At 69.0% G+C, this 23,397-nt stretch carries 25 protein-coding genes; 14 read left to right on the forward strand and 11 right to left on the reverse strand.

The annotated features are described in order from the left end of the window. Positions 1–94: 94 nt before the first annotated feature. The 4 genes from BLW81_RS09005 to BLW81_RS09020 are packed head-to-tail and all read left to right on the forward strand — an operon-like array spanning position 95 to position 2,364. Positions 95–427 carry a YbaB/EbfC family nucleoid-associated protein gene (locus BLW81_RS09005; RefSeq protein ID WP_083406863.1) on the forward strand — a complete coding sequence of 111 codons (333 nt, stop codon included), beginning with the start codon at positions 95–97 and terminating at the stop codon, positions 425–427. Further along, entirely contained in the window at positions 428–1,039 is a 612-nt protein-coding gene (gene recR, locus BLW81_RS09010; RefSeq protein WP_083406864.1) for a recombination mediator RecR, read from the forward strand. Positions 1,040–1,050: 11 nt separating this feature from the next. Next, entirely contained in the window at positions 1,051–1,440 is a 390-nt protein-coding gene (locus BLW81_RS09015) for a hypothetical protein (RefSeq protein WP_083406865.1), read from the forward strand. A gap of 36 nt (positions 1,441–1,476) precedes the next feature. Next, entirely contained in the window at positions 1,477–2,364 is an 888-nt protein-coding gene (locus BLW81_RS09020; RefSeq protein ID WP_083406866.1) for a type IV toxin-antitoxin system AbiEi family antitoxin, read from the forward strand. 31 nt (positions 2,365–2,395) lie between these two features. Here the strand turns inward: BLW81_RS09020 and BLW81_RS09025 are convergent, their stop codons facing one another. Beyond that, positions 2,396–3,112, reverse strand: a complete 717-nt coding sequence (locus tag BLW81_RS09025) for a type 1 glutamine amidotransferase (RefSeq protein ID WP_083406867.1) — start codon at positions 3,110–3,112, stop codon at positions 2,396–2,398. Next, the gene (locus BLW81_RS09030; RefSeq protein ID WP_083406868.1) at positions 3,105–4,343 is read right to left on the reverse strand and encodes a Mur ligase family protein; all 1,239 of its coding nucleotides are present in this window, start codon (positions 4,341–4,343) and stop codon (positions 3,105–3,107) included. Before BLW81_RS09030 ends, BLW81_RS09025 begins: the two co-directional genes overlap by 8 nt. A gap of 84 nt (positions 4,344–4,427) precedes the next feature. On the opposite strand from BLW81_RS09030, the gene BLW81_RS09035 reads away from it, so the two are divergent. Next, on the forward strand, positions 4,428–5,447 hold the full coding sequence (locus BLW81_RS09035; RefSeq protein WP_083406869.1) for a DEDDh family exonuclease: 1,020 nt from the start codon (positions 4,428–4,430) through the stop codon (positions 5,445–5,447). Positions 5,448–5,622: 175 nt separating this feature from the next. On the opposite strand, the gene leuA is transcribed toward BLW81_RS09035, so the two are convergent. The 8 genes from leuA to BLW81_RS09075 all read right to left on the reverse strand — a co-directional run bounded on the left by leuA (position 5,623) and on the right by BLW81_RS09075 (position 15,033). After that, positions 5,623–7,449, reverse strand: a complete 1,827-nt coding sequence (gene leuA / locus BLW81_RS09040) for a 2-isopropylmalate synthase (protein WP_083406870.1) — start codon at positions 7,447–7,449, stop codon at positions 5,623–5,625. 159 nt (positions 7,450–7,608) lie between these two features. Next, complete coding sequence (locus BLW81_RS09045) at positions 7,609–8,256, reverse strand: type II toxin-antitoxin system RelB family anti-toxin (protein WP_083406871.1); 648 nt, start codon at positions 8,254–8,256, stop codon at positions 7,609–7,611. A 15-nt stretch (positions 8,257–8,271) separates the two neighbouring features. Further along, the gene (locus BLW81_RS09050; RefSeq protein ID WP_083406872.1) at positions 8,272–9,456 is read right to left on the reverse strand and encodes an NAD(P)/FAD-dependent oxidoreductase; all 1,185 of its coding nucleotides are present in this window, start codon (positions 9,454–9,456) and stop codon (positions 8,272–8,274) included. Next, positions 9,453–10,799, reverse strand: coding sequence for an FMN-binding glutamate synthase family protein (locus BLW81_RS09055; RefSeq protein ID WP_083406873.1), 1,347 nt, complete (start codon positions 10,797–10,799; stop codon positions 9,453–9,455). Before BLW81_RS09055 ends, BLW81_RS09050 begins: the two co-directional genes overlap by 4 nt. Continuing rightward, complete coding sequence (locus BLW81_RS09060) at positions 10,799–11,485, reverse strand: GltB/FmdC/FwdC-like GXGXG domain-containing protein (protein WP_083406874.1); 687 nt, start codon at positions 11,483–11,485, stop codon at positions 10,799–10,801. The genes BLW81_RS09055 and BLW81_RS09060 overlap by 1 nt, the downstream gene beginning before the upstream one ends. Further along, complete coding sequence (locus tag BLW81_RS09065; protein ID WP_083406875.1) at positions 11,473–12,345, reverse strand: class II glutamine amidotransferase domain-containing protein; 873 nt, start codon at positions 12,343–12,345, stop codon at positions 11,473–11,475. Before BLW81_RS09065 ends, BLW81_RS09060 begins: the two co-directional genes overlap by 13 nt. A 17-nt stretch (positions 12,346–12,362) precedes the next feature. Beyond that, complete coding sequence (gene glnT / locus BLW81_RS09070; RefSeq protein WP_083406876.1) at positions 12,363–13,667, reverse strand: type III glutamate--ammonia ligase; 1,305 nt, start codon at positions 13,665–13,667, stop codon at positions 12,363–12,365. Positions 13,668–13,776: 109 nt separating this feature from the next. Further along, positions 13,777–15,033, reverse strand: a complete 1,257-nt coding sequence (locus tag BLW81_RS09075) for an ammonium transporter (RefSeq protein ID WP_083406877.1) — start codon at positions 15,031–15,033, stop codon at positions 13,777–13,779. Positions 15,034–15,164: 131 nt separating this feature from the next. Between BLW81_RS09075 and BLW81_RS09080 the strand changes: the two genes are divergently transcribed. The 8 genes from BLW81_RS09080 (at position 15,165) to BLW81_RS09115 (ending at position 21,607) form a co-directional block, all read left to right on the forward strand. Beyond that, positions 15,165–15,617: a hypothetical protein gene (locus BLW81_RS09080; protein ID WP_235632225.1), complete on the forward strand. Its 453-nt coding sequence runs from the start codon at positions 15,165–15,167 to the stop codon at positions 15,615–15,617. A 23-nt stretch (positions 15,618–15,640) separates the two neighbouring features. Then, complete coding sequence (locus tag BLW81_RS09085; protein ID WP_083406878.1) at positions 15,641–16,624, forward strand: bile salt hydrolase; 984 nt, start codon at positions 15,641–15,643, stop codon at positions 16,622–16,624. 90 nt (positions 16,625–16,714) lie between these two features. Next, a complete protein-coding gene (locus tag BLW81_RS09090; protein WP_083406879.1) occupies positions 16,715–17,980 on the forward strand; it encodes an aspartate kinase in 1,266 nt (421 codons plus the stop codon). Then, positions 17,981–19,018 carry an aspartate-semialdehyde dehydrogenase gene (locus tag BLW81_RS09095; protein WP_083406880.1) on the forward strand — a complete coding sequence of 346 codons (1,038 nt, stop codon included), beginning with the start codon at positions 17,981–17,983 and terminating at the stop codon, positions 19,016–19,018. It begins immediately after the preceding gene. A 38-nt stretch (positions 19,019–19,056) separates the two neighbouring features. Beyond that, positions 19,057–20,148: a DUF4185 domain-containing protein gene (locus BLW81_RS09100; protein ID WP_083410413.1), complete on the forward strand. Its 1,092-nt coding sequence runs from the start codon at positions 19,057–19,059 to the stop codon at positions 20,146–20,148. Between the two features lie 78 nt (positions 20,149–20,226). Then, entirely contained in the window at positions 20,227–20,745 is a 519-nt protein-coding gene (locus BLW81_RS09105; protein ID WP_083406881.1) for a YkgB family protein, read from the forward strand. Continuing rightward, on the forward strand, positions 20,742–21,380 hold the full coding sequence (locus BLW81_RS09110) for an RNA polymerase sigma factor (protein WP_083406882.1): 639 nt from the start codon (positions 20,742–20,744) through the stop codon (positions 21,378–21,380). Before BLW81_RS09105 ends, BLW81_RS09110 begins: the two co-directional genes overlap by 4 nt. Before the next feature lie 5 nt (positions 21,381–21,385). Beyond that, a complete protein-coding gene (locus BLW81_RS09115) occupies positions 21,386–21,607 on the forward strand; it encodes an anti-sigma factor family protein (protein ID WP_083410414.1) in 222 nt (73 codons plus the stop codon). Position 21,608: 1 nt separating this feature from the next. Here the strand turns inward: BLW81_RS09115 and BLW81_RS09120 are convergent, their stop codons facing one another. Then, positions 21,609–22,823, reverse strand: a complete 1,215-nt coding sequence (locus BLW81_RS09120) for an oxygenase MpaB family protein (RefSeq protein ID WP_083406883.1) — start codon at positions 22,821–22,823, stop codon at positions 21,609–21,611. 138 nt (positions 22,824–22,961) lie between these two features. Here BLW81_RS09120 and BLW81_RS09125 point away from each other — a divergent pair, with 138 nt between their 5' ends. Next, a complete protein-coding gene (locus BLW81_RS09125) occupies positions 22,962–23,354 on the forward strand; it encodes a hypothetical protein (protein WP_083406884.1) in 393 nt (130 codons plus the stop codon). Positions 23,355–23,397: the final 43 nt, after the last annotated feature.

Raw genomic sequence — 23,397 nt, forward strand, 5'->3', positions numbered from 1 at the left:
AATCGCGACTAGGCTGAAAGACCAAACCGCCGCGAGCGGGTGAGGCGAGACCAAGTCGATACCGGACCGCAACGAACACGCAAGGGGACCAGTCATGCAACCCGGAGGCCAACCCGACATGTCCGCGCTGCTCGCTCAGGCGCAGCAGGTTCAGCAGCAACTGATGGAGGCGCAGGAGGCGCTGGCCAACGCCGAGGTGCACGGCCAGGCCGGCGGCGGCCTGGTGCAGGTGACCATGAAGGGCAGCGGTGAGGTGGTCGCGGTGTCGATCGACCCCAAGGTCGTCGACCCCGACGACGTCGAGACGCTGCAGGATCTGGTGGTCGGCGCGATCGGCGACGCCGCCAAGCAGGTCACCATCCTGGCCCACGACCGGCTCGGCCCGCTGGCCAGCGGCATGGGCAATCTCGGTCTGCCGGGAATGTAATTGTTCGAGGGACCTGTCCAGGATCTGATCGACGAGCTCGGCAAGCTGCCCGGTATCGGGCCCAAGAGCGCGCAGCGGATCGCCTTTCACCTGCTGTCGGTGGAGCCGCCCGACATCGACCGGCTGACCGCCGTGCTGAACAAGGTGCGCGACGGTGTGAAGTTCTGCGCGGTGTGCGGCAACGTCTCCGACGACGACCGCTGCCGCATCTGCTCCGACCCGCGCCGCGACGCGTCGCTGGTGTGCGTCGTCGAGGAACCCAAGGACGTGCAGGCCGTCGAGCGCACCCGCGAGTTCCGCGGCCGCTATCACGTGCTCGGCGGCGCGCTGGACCCGCTGTCGGGGGTCGGGCCTGAACAACTGCGAATTCGGGAGCTGCTCAACAGGATCGGCGAGCGGGTCGACGGGGTCGACGTCGCCGAGGTGATCATCGCGACCGATCCGAACACCGAGGGCGAGGCCACCGCCACGTACCTGGTGCGCATGCTGCGCGACATCCCGGGGCTGACCGTGACGCGGATCGCCTCCGGTCTGCCGATGGGCGGCGACCTGGAGTTCGCCGACGAACTGACGCTGGGCCGCGCGCTTGCGGGCCGGCGCGCGATGGCCTGAGGAGGGCATGTATGCCGGGTGAGGAGTTCAAGGTCGAGGTCGAACTCGGCGCCGCCCTGTCGTTCTGGGACAAGGTGCGCACCCTCGACCTCGACGACGACGCCCGCAAACGGCTGGGCTCGCAGGTCACGGTCACCCGCGACGGCGACCGCATCCAGCTCTACACCCACACCCTGGCCGATGCGCAGGAAGCCGAACGCACGGTGCGCGCGCTGGTCGCCGACGACCACGTCGACGCGCAGTTCAGCGTGAGCCGGTGGGACGCCGCAAGCCAGGAGTGGGTGGACCCGACGACGGGCCGCGAGGTGCCCGACGATGCGCCCGAGACCACGCCGCCGCCACCGCAATACATGTTCCTCGAGACCTACAAGCCGGAGTTCCTGCGCGACTTGGGGTTGTAAGCCTGACGTGTCGGTGGTCGGGTGCACGATGCCGGTATGACTGAGATCTTCATCGGCAGTGAGGCGCTCGCCTCGGGACGCGTGACCCGCCACGAACTGAAGCGGTGCTACCGGCCGGTCTTCCGCGGAGTCTATGCCCCTGATGGGGTGGAATTGTCGCTGCGGGATCGGGCGATCGCGGCATGGTTGGCGTCACGGCGCAGGGGCGTGGTCGCGGGAGTTGCGGCATCCGCTCTGCACGGCGCTCCGTGGGTCGATCCGTCGCAGCCGATCGAACTCGTCGGCGTGCGCATGCGTCCGCAGCCGGGCCTCATTCCCCGCGGTGATGCGGTCGGCAGCGACGAGATCACCACGATCGGCGGGCTGCCGGTGACGTCGCGCGTCCGAACCGCGTTCGACATGGGTCGCCGGCTGCAACGCGCGGAGGCGTTAGCCCGGCTGGACGCGCTCATGTGGAATCAGCGCTACGACGTCGACGAGGTTGCGCAACTCGGTCAGCGGCACCCGAAAGCCCCCGGCTTGGCGCGTCTGTACGAGTTGCTTCCGCTCGTCGACGGCGGCGCCGCCTCCATACCGGAATCTCGAGTTCGACTGTGGTTGCACGACGCCGGTCTACCGTCTGTGGAAACCCAGATCCCCGTCGTCGTCGGCAGTCGGCCGGTCGCTTGGCTGGACATGGGATGGCGGGATTATCAGGTCGCCGTCGAGTACGACGGTGATCACCACCGCAAGAACCGGCAGCAGTACGTCAAGGACATCGCGAGACTGCGAATGTTGGAGGCGCTCGGGTGGATCGTCATCCGGGTGATCGTCGAGGACAGCCCCGACGATGTGATCGCTCGGGTCGAGGCGGCACTGATCGCGCGCGGGTGCAATCTCGATTTCGACGACATGCAGCGGTTCAAGCGGAGTCTCGTCGCCTAGGACATCGCTGCGACTCCCGGGAGGCGCGTGATCAGACCCGGCGCGGGGCGGCCAGGCGTTCGCGGCGCAGCAGGTCCACCTCGTCGAGCGGCAGCGGCGCCAGTTCCCCGACGACCTGGCCCAACAGGTGGTCGGCCAGCTGCGGATTGCGGGCCAGGCACGGGCCGTGCAGATAGGTCGCGACGACGCTGCCCTGCACCGCGCCGTCGAACCCGTCGCCCGCCCGGTTGCCCGCGCCGCTGACGACCTTGGCCAGCGGTGCCGCGTCAGCACCGAGAATCGTTCCGCCGCGGTGGTTTTCGAAACCGGTCAGCCGTTCGGACAGTCCGGGCAGCAGCGGCTCGGACACCACCTCGCCGATCGTGCGCTCCTCCTGCGGCGAGGTCGTGACGTCGAGCAGCCCCACCCCGTCGACGCGTTCCCGCGACGACGTCTCGTACCAGTGGCCGAGCACCTGGATGGCGGCGCAGATCGCCAGCACCGGCGCGCCGCGGCCCGCCGCCTGCTGCAGTCCCGGATACCGCAGCAGGTGCTTGGTCGCCAGCCGCTGCGCGTAGTCCTCCGCGCCGCCGAGCGTGTACAGATCGAGCTCGGCGGGCACCGGGTCGTCGAGCGTGATCTCGACGACCTCGGCGTCGATTCCCCTCAGCCGCAACCGTTGCCGCAACACCAGCGAGTTGCCGCCGTCGCCGTAGGTGCCCATCACGTCGGGCAGCACCAAACCGATCCGTACCGTCGACTCAGCCATGGTTGCCCCGCCGTTCCAGTGCGCGGTTGAGTTGCAGGAACGCGGTGTAGTTCGCGATCACCTCGACGTGTCCGGGCGGGCAGGACGCGATCGCCGCGATCGTGTCGTGCACCAGCGTGTGCTCGACGCCGGCGTAACCCAACCGGACCGCGAGGTCGGTGCCGCGCTCGCCGGCCGCCACCACCTGGGTGTCCTCGAAATGCTCGAAGCGCACATCCCACAGCCACGACAGGTCTTCACCGTCGGGCACCTGGCCGTTGACCGAGATCACCACGCCCGCACCGTGTTTGTCGACCATCGACAGCGCCTCCTGCCAACCGGCGGGGTTCTTCGCCAGCAGCACCCGCACGGTGTGCTCGCCCAGCCGCACCGTGCGGTACCGGCCTGCGACCTCGTCGACCGCGGACACCGCCGCGACCGCGGCCACCGGGTCCGCACCCATGGTCACCGCCGCCGCCACCGCCTGCGTCGCATTGCCGCGGTTGACGGTGCCGGGCAGCGCCAGCGTCATCGGCAGCGAAAGACCGTCCGGCCCATAGATGTTCGTGTCGTCGAACCACCACTGCGGGCTGGGCCTCTTGAAGTCGGTTCCCGTCGAGTGCCAGTCGCGCCCGTCGCGCACGATGATCTCCCCGGAGCGGGGGCAGCTCACCGAGTCGTTGGCCCAGCTGCCCCCGGCGGCCACCCACACCACGTGCGGGCTGTCGTAGGCGGCCGACGTCATCAGCACGTCGTCACAGTTGGCGACCACCACGGCCGACGGGTGTCGAGCCAGGCCGCCGCGCAGCGTGCGCTCGATGTGGTTGATCTCGCCGACGCGGTCCAGCTGGTCGCGCGACAGGTTCAGCAGCACGACCACCTGCGGGTCGACCGCGTCGGCCACGTGCGGCACGTGCATCTCGTCGACCTCGAGCGCGGCCAGCGGCGCGGTCCTGGCGCCCGCGAGCGCCGCGACCAGGCCCGCGTCCATGTTGGCGCCGGTGTCGTTGGTGGCGACCGGACCGACCGTGCGCAGCGCGGCCGCCACCATCCGCGTCGTCGTCGACTTGCCGTTGGTGCCGGTGACCACCACGGTGCGACGGCCCCCGCCGAGCTGGCGCAGCAGCGACTTGTCCAGCGCCAGCGCGACCAGGCCGCCGATCATCGCGCCCGCGCCGCGACCGGTGACCCGCGACGCCCAGCGCGCGCCCGCGCCCGCGGCGAGAGCGACCCGTGCTCGAGTGGTGACCATCCCCGGCAGTTTAGGTAGCCGACACGCTGGCAGGCGATTCGGCGAGGTCCCGGCTTTGTCACACCACCGTGCCATCCTGACGAGGTGAGCCAGATCCAGCCCGGATGTCGCCGGCTCACCCCGTCCTGGGGCCGGCCGGCGGAGGACGCCGGGGCGGGCTGGGCGGTCGTGGACGTCGAGACCTCGGGTTTCCGGCCCGGGCAGGCCCGCATCGTCAGCATCGCCGCGCTGGCGCTCGGGGACGACGGCAACGTCGAGCACAGCCTCTACAGCCTGCTCAATCCCGGCGTGGACCCCGGACCGACCCACGTGCACGGCCTCACTGCGGAGATGCTCGACGGGCAGCCCACGTTCGCCGACATCGTCGACCACCTCGTCGAACTGCTCGACGGGCGCACCCTGGTCGCGCACAACGTCGGTTTCGACTATTCGTTCCTGGCGGCCGAGGCCGAATTGGTGAACCGGCAGTTGCCCACCGACACCGTGATGTGCACCGTCGAACTGGCCCGCAGGCTGGACCTCGGGACCGAGAACCTGCGGCTGGAGACGCTGGCCGCGCACTGGGGCGTGGACCAGATGAAGCCGCACGACGCGCTCGACGACGCGCTGGTGCTGGCGCAGATCCTCAAGCCGGTGCTGGTGCGCGCCCGTGAACGCAAGGTGTGGCTGCCGGTGCATCCGGTGACGCGGCGGACGTGGCCGAACGGCCTGGTCACCCACGACGAGCTGCGCCCGCTCAAGGCGGTCGCGTCGCGGCTGCCCTGCGCGTACCTGAACCCGGGCCGGTTCATCGCGGGCCGGCCGCTGGTGCAGGGCATGCGGGTGGCGCTGTCGGCGGAGGTCAAACGCACGCACGAGGAGCTCATCGAGCGGATCCTGCACGCGGGGCTGGCCTACACCGACATCGTCGACGTCGAGACGTCGCTGGTGGTCTGCAACGAGAGTCGGCCCGAGCAGGGCAAGGGTTTCCACGCCGCCGAACTCGGGGTGCCGCTGCTGGCCGACGAGGACCTGCTGCGTCTGCTCGACGGGGTGGTCGGCGGCACCGGCATCGAGGAGTTCACCGACACCACGCTCGCCGGCGATCAGTACGCGCTGTTCTGATTCCAGCCGGGCCGTGGCGAAGCCGTCGGCGCTCATGTTCGAGACCGCCGGCTTCACCACGGCGCCGGAGAGGATGGACGAAATCAGCAAGCCGCCCAACGGGGGTGGGCTGGGACGGCCTCATCGTCGACCGATGCCGCCGGTCTTGTGGACCAGCTGCTGACCGTCTCCTCGTTCAGCGTGCGGCGCGGTTGACCGCCGACACCACCGCGCGCAATGACGCAGTGGTGATCGACGTCGCAATTCCCACGCCCCACACGGTCTTTCCGCCGATCGACGTCTCGACGTAGGCCGCGGCCTGCGCCTCCTCGCCCGCCGACAGCGCGTGTTCGGAGTAGTCGAGCACCGAGACGTCGTAGCCGATCGCGCCCAGCGCGTCGACGAACGCCGCGAGCGGGCCGTTGCCGGCGCCGACGATCTCGCGCTCGACGCCGTCGACCTTCACGACCGCCTCGATGGTGTCGGTGCCGCCGTCGACCTCGGCGGCGGTCACCTTCTGCCGGATCCGCTCGAGCGGACGCACCGGGGCCAGGTACTCCTCGGCGAAGACGTCCCACATCTCCTTCGGGGAGACCTCGCCGCCCTCACCGTCGGTGATCTTCTGGATCGCCTGGCTGAACTCGATCTGCAGCCGCCGCGGCAGCACCAGACCGTGGTCGGCCTTCATGATGTAGGCCACGCCGCCCTTGCCGGACTGCGAGTTCACCCGGATGACGGCCTCGTAGGTGCGGCCGACGTCCTTGGGGTCGATCGGCAGGTAAGGGACTTGCCACAGGAGGTCATCAACGTCCGCGTCGGCCTCGTCGGCGGCGACCTTCATCGCGTCCAGGCCCTTGTTGATCGCGTCCTGGTGGCTGCCGGAGAACGCGGTGTAGACGAGATCGCCGCCGTACGGGTGGCGTTCGTGTACCGGCAGCTGGTTGCAGTACTCGACCGTGCGCCGGATCTCGTCGATGTTGGAGAAGTCGATCTGCGGGTCGACGCCGCGGGAGAACATGTTCATGCCCAGCGTCACCAGGCAGACGTTGCCGGTGCGCTCGCCGTTGCCGAACAGGCAGCCCTCGATCCGGTCGGCGCCGGCCTGATAGCCCAATTCCGCTGCGGCGACGGCGGTTCCGCGATCGTTGTGCGGGTGCAGGCTCAGGATGATGCTGTCGCGGGGGCTCAGGTGCCGGTGCATCCACTCGATCGAGTCGGCGTAGACGTTGGGGGTGGCCATCTCGACGGTCGCGGGGAGGTTGACGATCAGCGGCGCCTCGGGGGTGGGCTTGATGACGTCGGCGACCGCGTTGCACACGTCGACGGCGTACTCCAGCTCGGTTCCGGTGTAGGACTCCGGCGAATACTCGAAGCGCCACAACGTATCCGGATACTTTGCGGCTTCCTCGACGCACATGCGGGCACCGTCGGTGGCGATCTTTTTGACCGCGTCGCGGTCGGCGCGGAACACCACGCGACGCTGCAGGATCGACGTCGAGTTGTAGAAGTGCACGATCGCGCGCGGGGCGCCCGCACAGGCCTCGAAGGTGCGCTCGATCAGCTCCGGGCGGCACTGCGTGAGCACCTGGATCGTGACGTCGTCGGGAATCGCACCGGTGGTGATGATCTCGCGGACGAAGTCGAAGTCGGTCTGGCTGGCCGACGGGAAACCGACCTCGATCTCCTTGTAGCCCATGCGGACCAGCAGGTCGAACATGCGGCGCTTGCGCGCCGGGCTCATCGGGTCGATCAGCGCCTGGTTGCCGTCGCGCAGGTCGACGGCGCACCACATCGGCGCGGTGTCGATGACCTTGTCCGGCCAGGTGCGGTCGGGCAGCGTGATGTTCTCGACCTCGGCGGCGAAACTGCGGTAGCGGCTGACCGGCATCGCCGACGCGCGCTGGGTGTTCCATGCCGGCTGCCCGGGGTGGGGCGGACCGGCCGGTTTGGTGATCTGACGGGCTCCCGAGTTCCAACTGAAGGCGTCGGGGGAGTCCGGCGTGGATTTCGAAAAAGTAGTCACGGTGATTGCTCCGGGAGTTCTAGACGGGACTCGACCGGCGCATCGCGAACACCCGCGACGGGAAGCCGGTCTGGTCAGACCCCGTCGCGGCTGCCGAGAAGGAGCACCCGCTGCACCCGAACGACTGTACTCCGCACCCGCGCGCGCCACAAAATGCGGTCAGACGGCGGAGTCCGGGAACGCGATCACCGACAGGAAACGGATCGGCAGCTCCACCAGATCCACCGGCCCGTGCGCGCCCTCGCCGTCGAACTGCAGCGAGTCGCCGGGGTAGAGCCGATACACCGACCGGCTGTGGCTGTAGTCCATGACGCCCTCGAGCATGAAGATGAACTCCGTGCCGGGATGCTGGAACAGCGGATAGGTCTGGCTCTTCTCCGACAGCGTCACCCGCAGGCACTCGAGGCGCTTGTGCTCGCCGCGCAGCGACCCCAGCAGCTCGTACTCGTGGCCCTCGCGGGTGCCGTTGCGGGCGATGCGCGCGCCGGTGCCTGCCTTGACGAACGCCGCCGGCCGCTCGACGTCGGCGCCGCGGAACAGGCTGGTCACCGGCACGTCGAACCCGGTCGCCAGCAGCGCGAGCGTGCTCAGGCTGCACGACGTCTGCGCGTTCTCGATCTTGCTCATCATCGCCTTGGAGATGCCGATGCGCGCGGCCATCTCCGAGACCGTCAACCCCTGTTGCAGGCGCAGTTGACGCACGTTGCGCCCGATGGCCGCCTCGATCTCGAGTTCCTCGACGGGGGCCTGCGGGTCGCGGTCGCGGGCGGTGCCGGACCTGTTCCGGAGCAGTGGGACGTCAGACATGTTTCCTGACAGGAATCATCGCATCTGTCCCGCGCCCACGTACGGGTACGGGCTGGTCAGCAGATCGCCCTCGGCGAACCGGGACAGTCGGAAGTCGGTCTCGGGGATCCGCGGGTCGCTGCTGCGCCCGTCGACCACCAGATCGGCGATCAGCCGGCCGACCGCGGGCGCGATCTTGAAGCCGTGGCCGCTGAAGCCGGCCGCGACCACGAGCCCGTCGACGCCGGCCCTGCTGATCACCGGGTTCCAGTCCGGGGTGGCGTCGTAGCAGCCGGCGTAGCTGCTGGTGATCGCCGCGTCGGTGAATCCCGGGAACCGGGTCCCGACGCGCTCGACGGTCAGGTCCACGAACGCCTCGGTGGCGCGATTGAGGTAGCGGTCCGGGTCGGCATCCTCGGCGTCGGACAGGTCGCTGTTGCCGAACAGGATCTCGCCGCCGAGTTCGGGCCGGATGTACTGCAGCGAGACCAGGTCGGAGAACACCGGGACCGGACCGACCTCGACACCCGGTGAGATCAGCACGATCTGCTCGCGCACCACCCGGATCGGCACGTCGACGCCGTACGGCTCGAGGAACGGCTTGGTCCAGACGCCGGTCGCGACGACGACGGTGTTGGCGGACACCGTGTCGCCGTCGGCGGTGCGCACGCCGGTGACCCGGTCGCCGTCGACGACGAGTCCGGTCGCGGTCACGCCCTGCCGGATCCGCACGCCCGCGGCACGCGCCGCCGCCGCGAACGCCTGCGCGGTCTGATAGGCGTCGCCGTAGCCGCCGCGGGGCTCCCAACCGAACGCCGCGAACGGTGACAGGTCCGCCCACGGCCACATCCGCGCCACCTCGGCGGCGTCGATCTCCTCGGTCTGCACCCCGACGGACCGTTGCGCGGCAAGGCTTTTACGCAGCGCGTCGACGTCCTTTGGGCCGACGCCGACGACGTAGCCGGTCTGCCGGAACCCGATGTCGTCGCCGAAGATTTCCTCGGCTTTCTCGAATACCTCGAGCCCGACGGTGGCCATCGCCGCCAGCGAGCTGACGCCGTAGTGGCAGCGCACGATGCCGCTGGACTTGCCGGTCATCCCGGAGCCGACGGTGTTGCGTTCCAGCACAACGACATCGGTGATGCCGCGCTGGCTCAGCGCCCACGCCGCGGCGGTGCCCTCGAGCCCGCCGCCGACGATGACGACGTCCGCCGTGGTCACGAGCCCGGGATCCAGGTCGTGCCGGCCAGCGGCACCCGCGCCATCGCCGCCGCCTCGATCGTCACCGCGACGAGGTCCTCGGGTTCGAGGTGGCAGACGTGCGCCTTGCCGCAGGCGCGGGCGATGGTCTGCGCCTCCATCGTCAATACGCGCAGGTAGTTGGCGAGGCGGCGGCCACCCTCGATCGGGTCGAACCGCGCCGCCAGGTCCGGATCCTGTGTGCTGATCCCCGCCGGGTCCCTACCGTCCTGGAAGTCGTCGAAGAATCCCGCGGCGCTGCCCAGCTTCTCGTATTCGGCGGCGTAGCGAGGATGGTTGTCGCCCAATGCGATCAGCGCCGCCGTGCCGATCGCCACGGCATCGGCGCCCAACGCCAGTGCCTTGGCCACGTCGGCCCCGGTCCGGATGCCGCCGCTCACAATCAATTGCACTCCGTTATTCCCCGTCGCTCCGCCAGCTCCGCTCGCCCTGGCCCGGTGCACCCCCAGTTCCTGCAGCGCCTGCACCGCCTCCGGCACCGCGGCGAGCGTCGGGATGCCGACGTGCTCGATGAACACCTCCTGCGTGGCAGCGGTGCCGCCCTGCATGCCGTCGACCACCACCACGTCGGCGCCCGCGTGCACCGCGAGCTTGACGTCGTAGTACGTGCGGGTGGCGCCGACCTTGACGTAGATCGGCTTCTCCCAGTCGGTGATCTCCCGCAACTCGTTGATCTTGATGGTCAGGTCGTCGGGGCCGGTCCAGTCCGGGTGCCGGCAGGCCGAGCGCTGGTCGATGCCCTCGGGCAGCGTGCGCATCCCGGCCACGCGCGGAGAGATCTTCTGGCCCAGCAGCATTCCGCCGCCGCCCGGTTTGGCGCCCTGACCGAGCACCACCTCGATCGCGTCGGCCTTGCGCAGGTCGTCGGGGTTCATCCCGTAGCGCGACGGGAGGTACTGGTAGACCAGGTACTTGCTCTGGCCGCGCTCCTCGGGCGTCATGCCGCCGTCGCCGGTGGTCGTCGACGTGCCGACCTCGCTGGCGCCGCGGCCGAGCGCCTCCTTGGCCGGGCCGGACAGCGCGCCGAACGACATCCCGGCGATGGTGACCGGGATGTCCAGGTGCAGCGGGTGTTTGGCGTGCCGGTCACCCAGGACGACGTCGGTGTCGCAGCGCTCGCGGTAGCCCTCCAGCGGATAGCGCGACATCGACGCGCCGAGGAACAGCAGATCGTCGAAATGCGGCAGCGGCCGTTTGGCGCCCCAGCCGCGGATGTCGTAGATGCCGGTGTCGGCGGCCCGCTGGATCGCGGCGATCGTGGAGCGGTCGAAGGTGGCGGATTCGCGTAGTGCCCAGTTGGTCATCAGTAGCTCGCAGCGTTGTCGGTGTGGAAGTGGTAGAGGGAGCGCGCCGAGCCGTAGCGGGTGTAGTCGGCGGTGTCGTCGTCGTGAAAGCCTGCCGATGACAACAGTTTCCGCAACTCGGCGTGGTGCTCGGCGCGCATCGGCTTGGGCACGCAGTCGGCGCCCAGCGATGCGACGTCACCGCGGACGTAGAGCCGGGCCTCGTAGATCGAGTCGCCGAGTGCCTCCCCGGCATCGCCGCGCACGACCAGGCGGCCGGCCTGCGCCATGAACGCGCTCATGTGTCCGATGTTGCCGCCGACCACGATGTCGACGCCCTTCATGGAGATGCCGCAGCGCGCGGCCGCGTCACCCTCGATAACCAGCAGCCCGCCGTGCGCGGTGGCGCCCGCCGACTGCGAGGCGTTGCCCTTGACCCAGACCACGCCGCTCATCATGTTCTCCGCGACGCCGGTGCCCGCGTTGCCGTTGACGGTGACCTCGGCGCGCTGGTTCATCCCGGCGGCGTAGTAGCCGACGTGCCCGTCGATCGTCACGCGCACCGGTGCGTTGAGGCCGACCGCGACGTTGTGTGCGCCAGCGGGATTGGTGATCACGAATTCACCGGACAGGCCGGGCGCGTGCAGGGCGGTGTTGACCTCGCGAAGCGGCGTGGCGGCCAGGTCGTAAGCCACTACCGTGTCCATGCGTACACCACCTCCGGTTCGGGCTCCCAGATCTTGGCCGCGCCGACGCCGGGCAGGCCGGCCAGCGCGCGGTACTCGCTGGCCATCGCCACCCAGTCGGCGGTCTCGGCGATCACCGCGGGTTTGCAAGCGATCGCGTCGCGCACCACCGCGAACGAATCGCGGTTGGACACCAGCAGCGTGTAGAACCCGTCGAACACCGCGCACAGCTCCTTGAGCGCGGATTCGACGTCGCGGCCCTGCGCCAGCTGGTGCGCGATGAACCGCGCGCCCACCTCGGTGTCGTTCTCGCTGTCGAAACGGACTCCGGCCGCGCGTAATTCGCGCCTGATGGTGGCGTGGTTGGCGAACGACCCGTTGTGCACCATGCACTGTTCGGGCCCGACCGCGTAGGGATGGCAGCCCGCGGGTGTGACGGCCGACTCGGTGGCCATCCGGGTGTGCCCGACGCCCTGCCAGCCCTGCACGTCGGCCAGACCCCAGTTCTCGGTCAGCACGCGCGGGTGGCCGACGCCCTTGAGCACCGCGAGGTCGGCCCCGAAGCCGGCGATCAGTGCGCCGGGGTACGCCGCGCGCACGGCGGCCAGCAGGGTCTCGGAATTGATGTCGCCCGTCACCAGGAACGTCTCGTCGTGGCGGCTGACGGCGACGTCGAGGCCGATCGCCTCGGCGGTCGGTTCGGCCTCGAGCACCGAGACGCAGCCGTGTCCCGGCGGTGACAATGTGGGGTCGCCATACACGGCCACCCCGGCCGAATCCGAACCGCGGTCGCCCATTTCGCAGAGCATGCCGGTGAGCAGTTCACCCAGCCGGGGGTACAGGTCGGGGTTTCGCAGGTGCAGGCCCACGATTCCGCACATATCGTGCCGGTCCTTTCTCAGAAGGCGGTCAGGTAGTTGTCGATCTCCCACGCGGTCACCGCACTGTGGTAGGCGAAGAACTCGTCGCGTTTGAGGTTCGCGAAGTAGGCGGCCACGCCCTCGCCTGCGGCGTCGAGCACACCGGTGACGACGGGATCGCCCTCGAGTTCGTCGATCGCATGCAGCAGTGTCGCGGGCAGTGGCGAACGATGTTGCGCGCCAATATCTCCGGGGTCCGCGCTGCGCTTGATCCCGTCGAGCCCCGCACCGAGAGCCGCGGCGATCGCGAGGTAGGGGTTGGCCGAGCCGTCGCCGCCGCGCAGCTCGATGCGCTGGGCGTCGGGCACGCGGATGTAGTGGGTGCGGTCGTTGCCGCCGTAGCTCGGGGTGTTCGGCGACCACGACGCTCCCGAGGCGGTCGCGGTGGCGCGAGTCCGCTTGTAGGAGTTGACCGTCGGCGCGACGACCGCCTGCAGGGCGCACGCGTGCTCGAGGATGCCGCCGAGGAACGCGTACGCGGTCTCCGAAAGGCCGAGCCCGCGGTCGTCGGTTTCCGACGGGAACACCGGGGTGCCGGCGCTGGTCAGCGACAGGTGCAGATGCAGTCCGCTGCCGGTGCGGTCGGTGAACGGCTTGGGCATGAACGTGGCGACCATGCCGCGTTCGGCGGCGATCGTCGACAGCAGATACCGCAGCGTGACGACGCGGTCGGCGGTGGTGAGCGCGTCGGCGAACTGGAAGTTCTGCTCGAACTGGCCGTTTCCGTCCTCGTGGTCGTTGGCGTAGTTCGACCAGCCGAGCGAGTTCATCGCGGTCGAGATCGCGGTCAGGTGGTCATACATCCGGGTGACGCCGCGCGCGTCGTAGCAGGGCTGGGCGGCGGTGTCGTGGGCGTCGGCCGTGCACAGCCCGCCGTCGGCGGTGCGGCGCAGCAGGAAGTACTCCACCTCGGCGCCCACCCACGGTTCGAACCCGGCGTCGGCGGCCTGCTGGATCAGCGTCTTGAGGATGACCCGCGGTGCGTACGGCCACGGCGCGCCCTCGACGTGCGGATCGCAGTGCACGATCGCCAGGCCGTCCTTGATGAACGGGACCGGCGTGAACGACGCGGGGTCCGGAATCGCCATCAGGTCAGGGTCTTTGGGCTCCTGGCCCATCGCGCCGACGGCGTAGCCGGCGAAGCCGACGCCCTCGGTGGCGAGCAGGTCGACCGCCTCGACGGGAACCAGCTTGGCGCAGGGCTTTCCGCGTAGGTCGACGAACAACGCGAGGATGAACTTGGTCCCTGACTGCTCGGCCAGGGTCGCGAGATCGTGAGACATTCCAGCACAACCTGTCTTCTGTGGTGAATCTTCGTATCCTGTAGGGAAACTCGATGGAAACGGGCCAGCCGGCGCGGGCCAGAGGCATCCGCGCCGGCCGGGGTCCGGATCAGGCGGGCTCGGGCTGCAGCGCGTACGCCGAGTCGCGGTGGAACTTGGCGTCGATACCGGTCTCCTCCTCGTCGGGGGAGATCCGGATGCCCATCGTCTTCTTGATCGCGAGGGCGATGAGGTAGGCGACGACGAACGAGTACAGCATCACCGCGCCCGCGGCGACGGCCTGCTTCCACAACTGCTCGATGCCGCCGCCGTAGAACAGTCCATTGGTGGCGCCGGGCATCGTCTCGCTGGCGAAGAAGCCGATCAGCAGGGTGCCGATCAGGCCGCCGACCAGGTGCACGCCGACCACGTCGAGGCTGTCGTCGTACCCGAAGCGGTCCTTGAGGCCGACCGCGTACACGCAGATGGCACCGGCGATCGCGCCCACGCAGATCGCGCCGACCGGGGTGACCGAACCGCAGGCGGGGGTGATCGCGACCAGGCCGGTGATGGCGCCCGAGGCCGCGCCGACGCCGGTGACGTGACCGGTCTTGAACTTCTCGACCGCCAGCCAGGCCAGCGTCGCCGAGCAGGTCGCGACGAACGTCGTCACCATCACGATGGACGCCGCGGTGCCCGCGGCCAGCGCCGAACCGCCGTTGAACGCGTACCAGCCCGCCCACAGCAGGCCGGCGCCGAGCAGCGTCAGCGGCACGTTGTGCGGTTTGCGGCTGCCGAACAGGGCGGAGCGGCCCAGCACGATCGCCACGGCCAGCGCCGCGGCCCCGGCGTTGATGTGCACGGCGGTGCCACCCGCGAAGTCCAGTGCGCCGAGCTTGTTGGCGATCCAGCCGCCGACCGAATCCTCGGTCACCACACCGTCGAACGCGAACACCCAGTGCGCGGCGGGGAAGTAGACCAGCACCGCCCACAGCCCGGCGAACACCATCCACGCGCTGAACTTCATCCGGTCGGCGGCCGCACCTGACACCAGCGCGACTGTGATGGCCGCGAACAACGCCTGGAACAACGCGAACAAACTGATCGGCAGGCCGTCGACGGTCGTCATCGCCTCGGTGAGATCGGTCAGCCCGTCGAATTCGGTGAAGCTGCCGATGAATCCGCCGTAGGAGGTGCCGAACACCATCGAGAAGCCGAACAGCACCCAGAGGACGCCGACCAGCGCCGCGGCGCCGAAGGTCATCATCATCATGTTGATCGAGCTCTTCACCGACACCATGCCGCCGTAGAAAAGCGCGAGCCCGGGGATCATCAGCGTGAGCGCGATGATGCAACACAGCATGAACGCCGTGGTTCCTCTATCCATCAACCATCTCCTGGAGTGAGGCGGCCCCGCCGCGGAGCCGTTCACTGCCAGTAACCGATGTTTCTGTTACGTGGACCGCCTCATCATGTTGCGCGCACGTAACGAATCGAGTGCTGGCTAGAGTTCGAGCGGTGAGAAGGCTCGACCGGCGGTGGTGGATCGCGATCGGTGTCGTCGTGGTGGCGATCGTGGCGCTGGTCTACACCCAGCTGCAGAAACCCCCCGCCGAATGCGGTCCGGTGCGCGACCTGCTGGAGTTCAATTCCGAACAGGGCGACCTGATCCGCGAGAAGGGGGAGGGCGAAGAGGGACTGCCGACGGCTGCCGACGAGCTCGCCTACCGGCAGTGGGCCGACGGTCTGGCCGAGCGCGCCCGCAAGATCGACGCCCCGGAACTGCGGTTCACCGCGATCGACGCGGCGGATCTGGCGGGCGCCTTCGTCCGCAAGTTGCCGGAACTGCGGGCGGAGGCCGACGCCCAGGCGCCCGGCGCCCCGACCCCGCAGATCGTCTACGAGATGTCGGCGCTCGACGATCAGCTGCAGCGCAGGCTCTCCGAGTTGGCAACTGCTTGCGACGCCTGACCGGACGCATAAGGTGACTTATCGTGTGCACCCGCGTCGTTTATCTAGGTACCTCTGACCGCATCGTCACCGGCCGCTCGATGGACTGGAAGGCCGAGATCGCGACCAATCTGTGGGCGCTGCCGCGCGGTGTCCAGCGAACCGGCCAGGCCGGTGCGAACTCCGCGCAGTGGACGTCGAAGTACGGCAGCGTCGTCGCCACCGGCTACGACATCTGCACGACCGACGGGCTGAACGAGGCCGGGCTTGCGGTGAACCTGCTGTGGCTGGCCGAATCGCAGTACCCCGCCGCGACCGCCGACGGGCCCGCGGTCTCGTTGGCGCTGTGGGGTCAGTACGTGCTGGACAACTTCGCCACCGTCGCCGAGGCGGTGCAGGCGCTGCGCGCGACGCCGCTGCGGGTCGCCACCACCGAGGTGCCGGGCGAGGGCCGGATGGCGACGCTGCACCTGGCGATGTCGGACCGCACCGGCGACAGCGCGATCATCGAGTACATCGACGGCGAACAGACCATCCATCACGGCAGGCAGTACCAGGTGATGACCAACTCGCCGACCTTCGACAAACAGCTGGCGATCACCGAGTACTGGAAGGACATCGGCGGCACGGTCATGCTGCCGGGCACCAACCGCGCCGCCGACCGGTTCGTGCGGGCGTCGTTCTACATCAACACCGTGCCCAAGACCGACGACCCGCTGCTGGCGGCCGCGACCGTGTTCAGCGTCGTGCGCAACGCGTCGGTGCCCTACGGGATTGCCACCGCCGACGAACCGAACATCTCGACCACCCGGTGGCGCACGGTCATCGACCACAAGGCCCTGCGCTACTTCTTCGAGTCCGCGCTCTCGCCGAACACGTTCTGGGTCGAACTGGACAACCTCGACCTCTCGCCCGGCGCGCCCACCAAGCGGCTGCCGCTCGGCGAGGGCGAGAAGACGATCTACGCCGGCGACGCCTCCGCGCGATTCGAGCAGGCCGACCCGTTCGCTTTCCTGGGAGTGCCCTGATCACAGGGGGCCGATGACCGGCGGGAAAAACCAGGTGCGCGCAGCCCTTATCCTTGTTGGGATCTTCCCCGCGGTTGAAAGGCTTGTTCAGTGGCGCTCGTCGTGCAGAAGTACGGCGGATCCTCGGTCTCCGATGCCGAGCGGATCCGTCGCGTCGCCGAGCGGATCGTCGAGACCAAGAAGCAGGGCAACGACGTCGTCGTGGTCTGCTCGGCGATGGGTGACACCACCGACGACCTGCTCGATCTCGCCAAACAGGTGAGTCCGGCACCGCCCGCCCGTGAGATGGACATGCTGCTCACCTCCGGCGAGCGGATCTCCAACGCACTGGTGGCGATGGCGATCGACTCGCTGGGCGCGCAGGCGCGCTCGTTCACCGGGTCGCAGGCCGGGGTGATCACCACCGGCACCCACGGCAACGCCAAGATCATCGACGTCACGCCCGGCCGGCTGCGCTCCGCGCTCGATGAGGGCCTGATCGTGCTGGTCGCCGGGTTCCAGGGCGTCAGCCAGGACAGCAAGGACGTCACCACGCTGGGCCGCGGCGGCTCCGACACCACCGCGGTCGCGCTGGCCGCCGCGCTCAAAGCCGACGTCTGCGAGATCTACACCGACGTCGACGGCATCTTCACCGCCGACCCGCGCATCGTTCCCAACGCCCGGCACCTGGAGACGGTGACGTTCGAGGAGATGCTCGAGATGGCGGCGTGCGGCGCGAAGGTGCTGATGCTGCGCTGCGTGGAATACGCCCGTCGCTACAACGTTCCGATTCACGTGCGCTCGTCGTACACCGACAAGCCCGGAACCCTCGTCAAAGGATCGATAGAGGACATCCCCATGGAAGACGCCATCCTGACCGGAGTCGCCCACGACCGCAGCGAGGCCAAGGTCACCGTCGTCGGTCTGCCCGACGTGCCGGGGTACGCGGCCAAGGTGTTCCGCGCGGTCGCCGACGCCGACGTCAACATCGACATGGTGTTGCAGAACATCTCCAAGGTCGAAGACGGCAGGACCGACATCACGTTCACCTGCTCGCGGGCCAGCGGGCCGGGCGCGGTGGAGAAGCTGACCGCGCTGCAGGACGAGATCGGGTTCTCCAAGGTGCTCTACGACGACCTGATCGGCAAGGTGTCGCTGGTGGGCGCCGGCATGAAGAGCCACCCGGGCGTGACCGCGAAGTTCTGCGAGGCGCTGGCCGAGGTCGGCGTGAACATCGACCTGATCTCCACCTCGGAGATCCGGATCTCGGTGCTGATCAAGGACACCGACCTGGACAAGGCCGTCGCCGCATTGCATGACGCGTTCGGCCTCGGCGGTGACGAGGAAGCGGTGGTCTACGCGGGAACGGGTCGTTAAATGGTCAACATCGGTGTAGTCGGCGCGACCGGACAGGTCGGCCAGGTCATGCGAACGCTGTTGGAGGAGCGCGACTTTCCCGCGTCGTCGGTGCGGTTCTTCGCGTCGGCACGCTCGCAGGGCAAGAAGCTGTCGTTCCGCGGTCAGGAGATCGAGGTCGAGGACGCCGCGACCGCCGACCCGTCCGGACTGGACATCGCGCTGTTCTCCGCGGGCGCGACGATGTCGCGGGTGCAGGCGCCGCGGTTCGCCGAGGCCGGCGCGGTCGTCATCGACAACTCGTCGGCGTGGCGCAAGGACCCGGATGTGCCGCTGGTGGTCAGCGAGGTCAACTTCGACCGCGACGTGCGCGGTGTGAAGCTCAAGAAGGGCATCATCGCCAACCCGAACTGCACGACGATGGCCGCCATGCCGGTGCTCAAGCCGCTGCACGACGAGGCTGGTCTGGTCCGGATGATCGCGTCGACCTATCAGGCCGTCTCGGGCAGCGGGATCGCCGGTGTCGACGAGCTCTTCGGCCAGGCCAGCGCGGTGGTCGGCGACAGCAGAGGGTTGGTCGCCGACGGTAAGGCCGTCGACTTCCCGGCGCCGTCGAAGTACGTCGCGCCGATCGCGTTCAACGTGGTGCCGCTGGCGGGTTCGCTGGTCGACGACGGCTCCGGTGAGACCGACGAGGACCAGAAGCTTCGCAACGAGAGCCGCAAGATCCTCGGCATCCCCGAACTCGCGGTGAGCGGGACGTGCGTGCGAGTCCCCGTCTACACCGGACACTCGTTGTCGATGAACGTCGAGTTCTCGCAACCACTTTCGGTGCAGCGTGCCTACGAGCTCCTAGGGTCCGCACCCGGTGTGACGCTGGTGGACGTCCCGACACCGCTGGCCGCGGCCGGCGTGGACGACTCGCTGGTCGGTCGCATCCGGCAGGACCCCGGTGTGCCCGACGGTCGCGGGCTGGCGCTGTTCGTCTCCGGCGACAACCTGCGCAAGGGCGCGGCGCTCAACACGATTCAGATCGCCGAGCTGCTGGCACAGGGCTGAATTTGCGCCGAAACGGTATTCCCGCAGGCCTCTTCTCGATCTTGCTCTGCTGGAATACCGTTTCGGCGACCGGCGCGCAGGCCCAGCCCGCGCCGGTGCCCGATCCGGTACTGCCGCCGCTGGCGCCCGGGCAGGTGATGCGAATCGGCCCGACCGCCGGAACCGGCACGCTGACAAGCGATTACGGCATCGGCGCGACGGACCTGTGCGAGTTCATGGAGTTCCCCAGCGGCATCCTGCAGGTCTGCGGAGACAGCTTCGCCGGGCAAGGCGTCGGCTACGGTGGCTGGTACTCGCCGATCGCGTTGCACGTCGACACCGAGTCCGTCGACGACCCGGGCGGTGTCCGGTATGACGGCGTCACCGGCACCGACACACCGCTGCTGGCCGACCCCACGCCGACGGGGATGTCGCAGCTGCCCGCCGGCGTCGTGCAGATCAACCGGCAGAACTATCTGATGGTCACCACGGTCCGCGAACTAGACCCGCAGACCTCCAGGCTGGTGAAAGCCGAAGCAGGACAGGGCAACTGGGCGACAGTGCCGGACTCTGTGCGCGACGCGGCGTACGCCGAGGGGCGGCAGTCGCAGATCAGCGGATACTACGACCCGATCCCGCGGCCGGACTCCGAACGCGGCTGGGTCTATCTCGTCGCCAACAACTTCGACCGCAGCGCACCGCTGGTGCTGTACCGGGCGACCCCGCAGGACTTCGAGGACCGGTCCAGCTGGCAGGGCTGGTCGGCGACGCAGGGCTGGGGGCATCCACCGACGCCGCTGTGGCCGGACCGGGTGGGCGAGATGAGCATCCGGCAGATCGACGGCAAGACCGTGCTGTCGTATTTCAACGCGAGCACCGGCAACATGGAGATGCGGGTGGCCGCCGATCCGACCGGCCTGGGCACCGCGCCGGTGACGACGGTCGTCGTCGCCGCCGAATGGCCCGACCCGGTCGAGCATCTCGGCCCGCCGGAGAACAACCGGCTGGCCCAACCGTACGGCGGGTACATCTCGCCGGGTTCGACGCTCGACGAGGTGCGGGTGTTCGTCAGCCAGTGGAACACCGGCCCGCGCGGCGGTGCGCCGTACCGGGTGATCCAGTTCGCGGTCAACCCGTTCAAACCGGTGTAACGCTTCGGCCCTTCGGCGGCACTCACTTTCCATACGCGGCGGTGAACGAACCGCCGCCCCGGAATCGAAGGAAGTGCCATGACCACCATCAAGGAGGCGATCGTCGTCGCCACCAGCGAGTCGAACGAAACGAAGGTCAACGCCGTCGCCGGCGCGGTCACGCGATACGGGCTGGTCCTGGTGATCGGCTGGATCGGGCTGATGAAGTTCACGGCGTACGAGGCGTACGGCATCGAGCCGCTGGTCGCCAACAGCCCGTTCATGGCCTGGCTCTACGACATCTTCTCGGTGACGACGTTCTCGGCGCTGCTCGGCGTGCTCGAGGTCGGCGCCGCGGTGCTGATTGCCGTCAAGCCGTGGTGGCCGACGGCGTCGGCGGTGGGCAGCGTGGTGGCCGTCGGCTTGTTCGTCGCCACGATCAGCTTCCTGTTCACCACACCCGGTATCGGCGAGGAGGCGGCCGGCGGCTTCCCGATGCTGTCGACCAGCGGCCAGTTCCTGATCAAGGACGTGGTGCTGCTCGGCGCGGCGCTGTGGACGTTGGCTGATTCTGTGCGCGCTGCCCGGGTGAACGGGGTTAGTCTCGCTGCACGATGACCGCCGTCATCAACCACGACGAAGGCGCGCTCGTCACCGCCCTCAAGGCCGGCGACGAGAGCGCTTTCGCCCTGCTCGTCGAGCGGCACACCACCGCCATGCTGCGCATCGCACGCGGCTACGTCGCAACCCAGGAACTCGCCGAGGATGTCGTGCAGGAGACCTGGCTCGCACTGCTCAAGGGTATCGACGGGTTCGAGGGCCGATCATCCTTGCGCACATGGCTTTTCACGATACTGATCAACACCGCCAAGAAGCGTGGGGTGCGGGAGCGACAGACCGGCGACGCCGAGTTCGCGGCGTTCACCGGCGGCACGGTCGACGCGGCGCGGTTCCGGGGCGCCGACGACCGCTGGCCGGGCCACTGGCGGGCCGACGCCGCACCGGCACCGTTTCCGGAGACGCCGGAGAACTCGCTGCTGGGCCGGGAGCTGATGGGCGTCGCGCGGCGCGAACTCGACCGCCTGCCCGACCGTCAGCGCACCGTCGTCACGCTGCGCGACATCTACGGGTTCGACTCGAAGGAAGTGACCGATTTGCTAGACATCACCGTCGCCAACCAGCGGGTGCTTCTGCACCGCGGCCGCGCCGCGGTCCGCCAGGCGCTCGAGGTCTACCTCGCGGAGGGATCATGAGCACGATGGACTGCAACGAGCTCGTCGAACTGGTCACCGCGTACCTCGACGGGTCGCTGGACCACGACACCCGCGCCAGCTTCGACGTGCACCTGCTCGACTGCGACGGGTGCGTCAACTATCTGCAGCAGTTCCGCGCCACCATCTCGACGCTGGGCAACGTCGACGACGAACTCGATCCCGCCTTCCGCGACAAGCTCATGACGGCGTTCCGCGACTGGCGGTGAATCAGGCGACGGTGCTGACGTGTTCGGCCGATGCGCCGATGGTCGCGGTGTCGTCGCCGACGATCGTGCGCATCAACATCCGGTGCTCGCGCTCGCCGCGGGCGGTGGCCCGCGCGATGCCGCCGGGCACGGCGACCGCGGCCGCGCTGCGGGCCAGGTTCACCGGCAACCGCAGCACCGGATACCACGGCAGGTGTGGCCGCAGACCCAGCGAGCGCATCGTGCGCGGTCCGAGGAACCCGCTGGTGACCGAAAGATGTTGCGCCCGAGCGATTCGCCGCCGCAGCGCCCGCATGCTGTCGTAGTGCCAGATCATCGGATCGTCGGCCATCGGCATCGCCAACTGCTTCGACGACTCGTCGGGTTCGGCCAGCGCGCCGAGCGTGTGATAGAGCACGCGGATGCTGTCGCGGAAGCTGTGAGGCAGCCACTCGTCCTCCACGCCCATCAGCCAGCCGACGTATCGGGTCAGGTGGGCCACGGCGTCATAGTCCTTGGGCCGCAACACGACTCCCATACCCGCGGCGCCGACGGCCGGCGCGACGAGCGCGCCGATCAACGTCGCCGCCATGTCGGTCTGGTTGATCGGCACACCCCACTCGTCGGCGCGCCAGTCCGGCATCGCGCCGACGTGCCTGCGCACCAGGCCGTGGATGAACCGCACGCGCAGCGTCGAGCGGTATCCCGAGCCGTACAACTCCAGCCCGCCCTCGGCGATGACGTCCATCGCCCACTGCATCGTCTCGGCGAACCGCTTGTTCGAACCCTTTTCGAGCGCGCCGGTGCGTAACAGGGTCTTGTTGAACCCGGAGAACTGGTAGCCGCCGAGCAGCGACACGTCCCGCGCGACGTACATGCCGTCGGCGCCGCCGCGGCGCAGCGCGCGCTGGCCCCGCCGCAGCTTTGCCGGATCGACCCAGTCGGGCATCGTCTCGACGTGGTCGAAGAAATCGCGCAGCGGTTGCGGTGCGTCGGGCACGGCGGCGATGCCGTGGGCCAGAGCCTGTTCGAACAGCGGCCGCATCTGCGCGACGCCGGCTCCGGACATCCACTCGACCAGCCGGTCGACCGGTTCGTCGCCGACCGTCAGCCGCTCACCGAGTCGCTGCCACTGCTGGGGTGTCGGCGCGCCGATGCCCAGCATGCGGGCCATGGTCCGGATGGCCACCGGCACCGGGCGGGGGTACTCGGGGTGGCGGGCAGGGATGGGCTTCATCGCCTCACTTCCGCTCGTTGACAACGCGTGTAGTCAAAAGTTATGTCGCGGCGACGGGCGATGTCAATCGGCCTATTCACAGCTTGCTCATAGGCGGCACATGCCCGGCGCATGAGAACCGGGCGCAAGATGTCGACCATGAGCGAAACAACGTCGTCCTCGTCCGAACCGGCGACTTCCCCGGTCGCCACGCCGCCGCCGTCCTACAGTGCACCGCCCGGATACGTCGAACCCGCCCGCCGGTCGCGGCTCACCACCGTGGCCGCCTGGGTCGGCATCGTCGCCGGGGTGGTGTTCATCGTCGCGGTGATCTTCTTCTCCGGCTTCATCCTCGGCGCGCACTCCGCGGATCACCGCGGCGGCGGTGGCCACCGCGGCGGACACGACCGCGAAGCGATGATCTTCCACCGCGGTCCGCCGCCGATGTTCCCGATGGGACCGCGCGGCGAGTTCGTCCGCCCGCCGTTCGGTGGCGACGGCCCGCGGATGGAACCGCCGCAGCCGCCGACGACGGCACCGGCGCGCCCATAGCTCGCGCGCGCCGTCAAGGGCTCACCCCGGGCGTCTTGCCGTC

This window comes from Mycolicibacterium rutilum (assembly GCF_900108565.1).
Classification (GTDB): domain Bacteria; phylum Actinomycetota; class Actinomycetes; order Mycobacteriales; family Mycobacteriaceae; genus Mycobacterium; species Mycobacterium rutilum.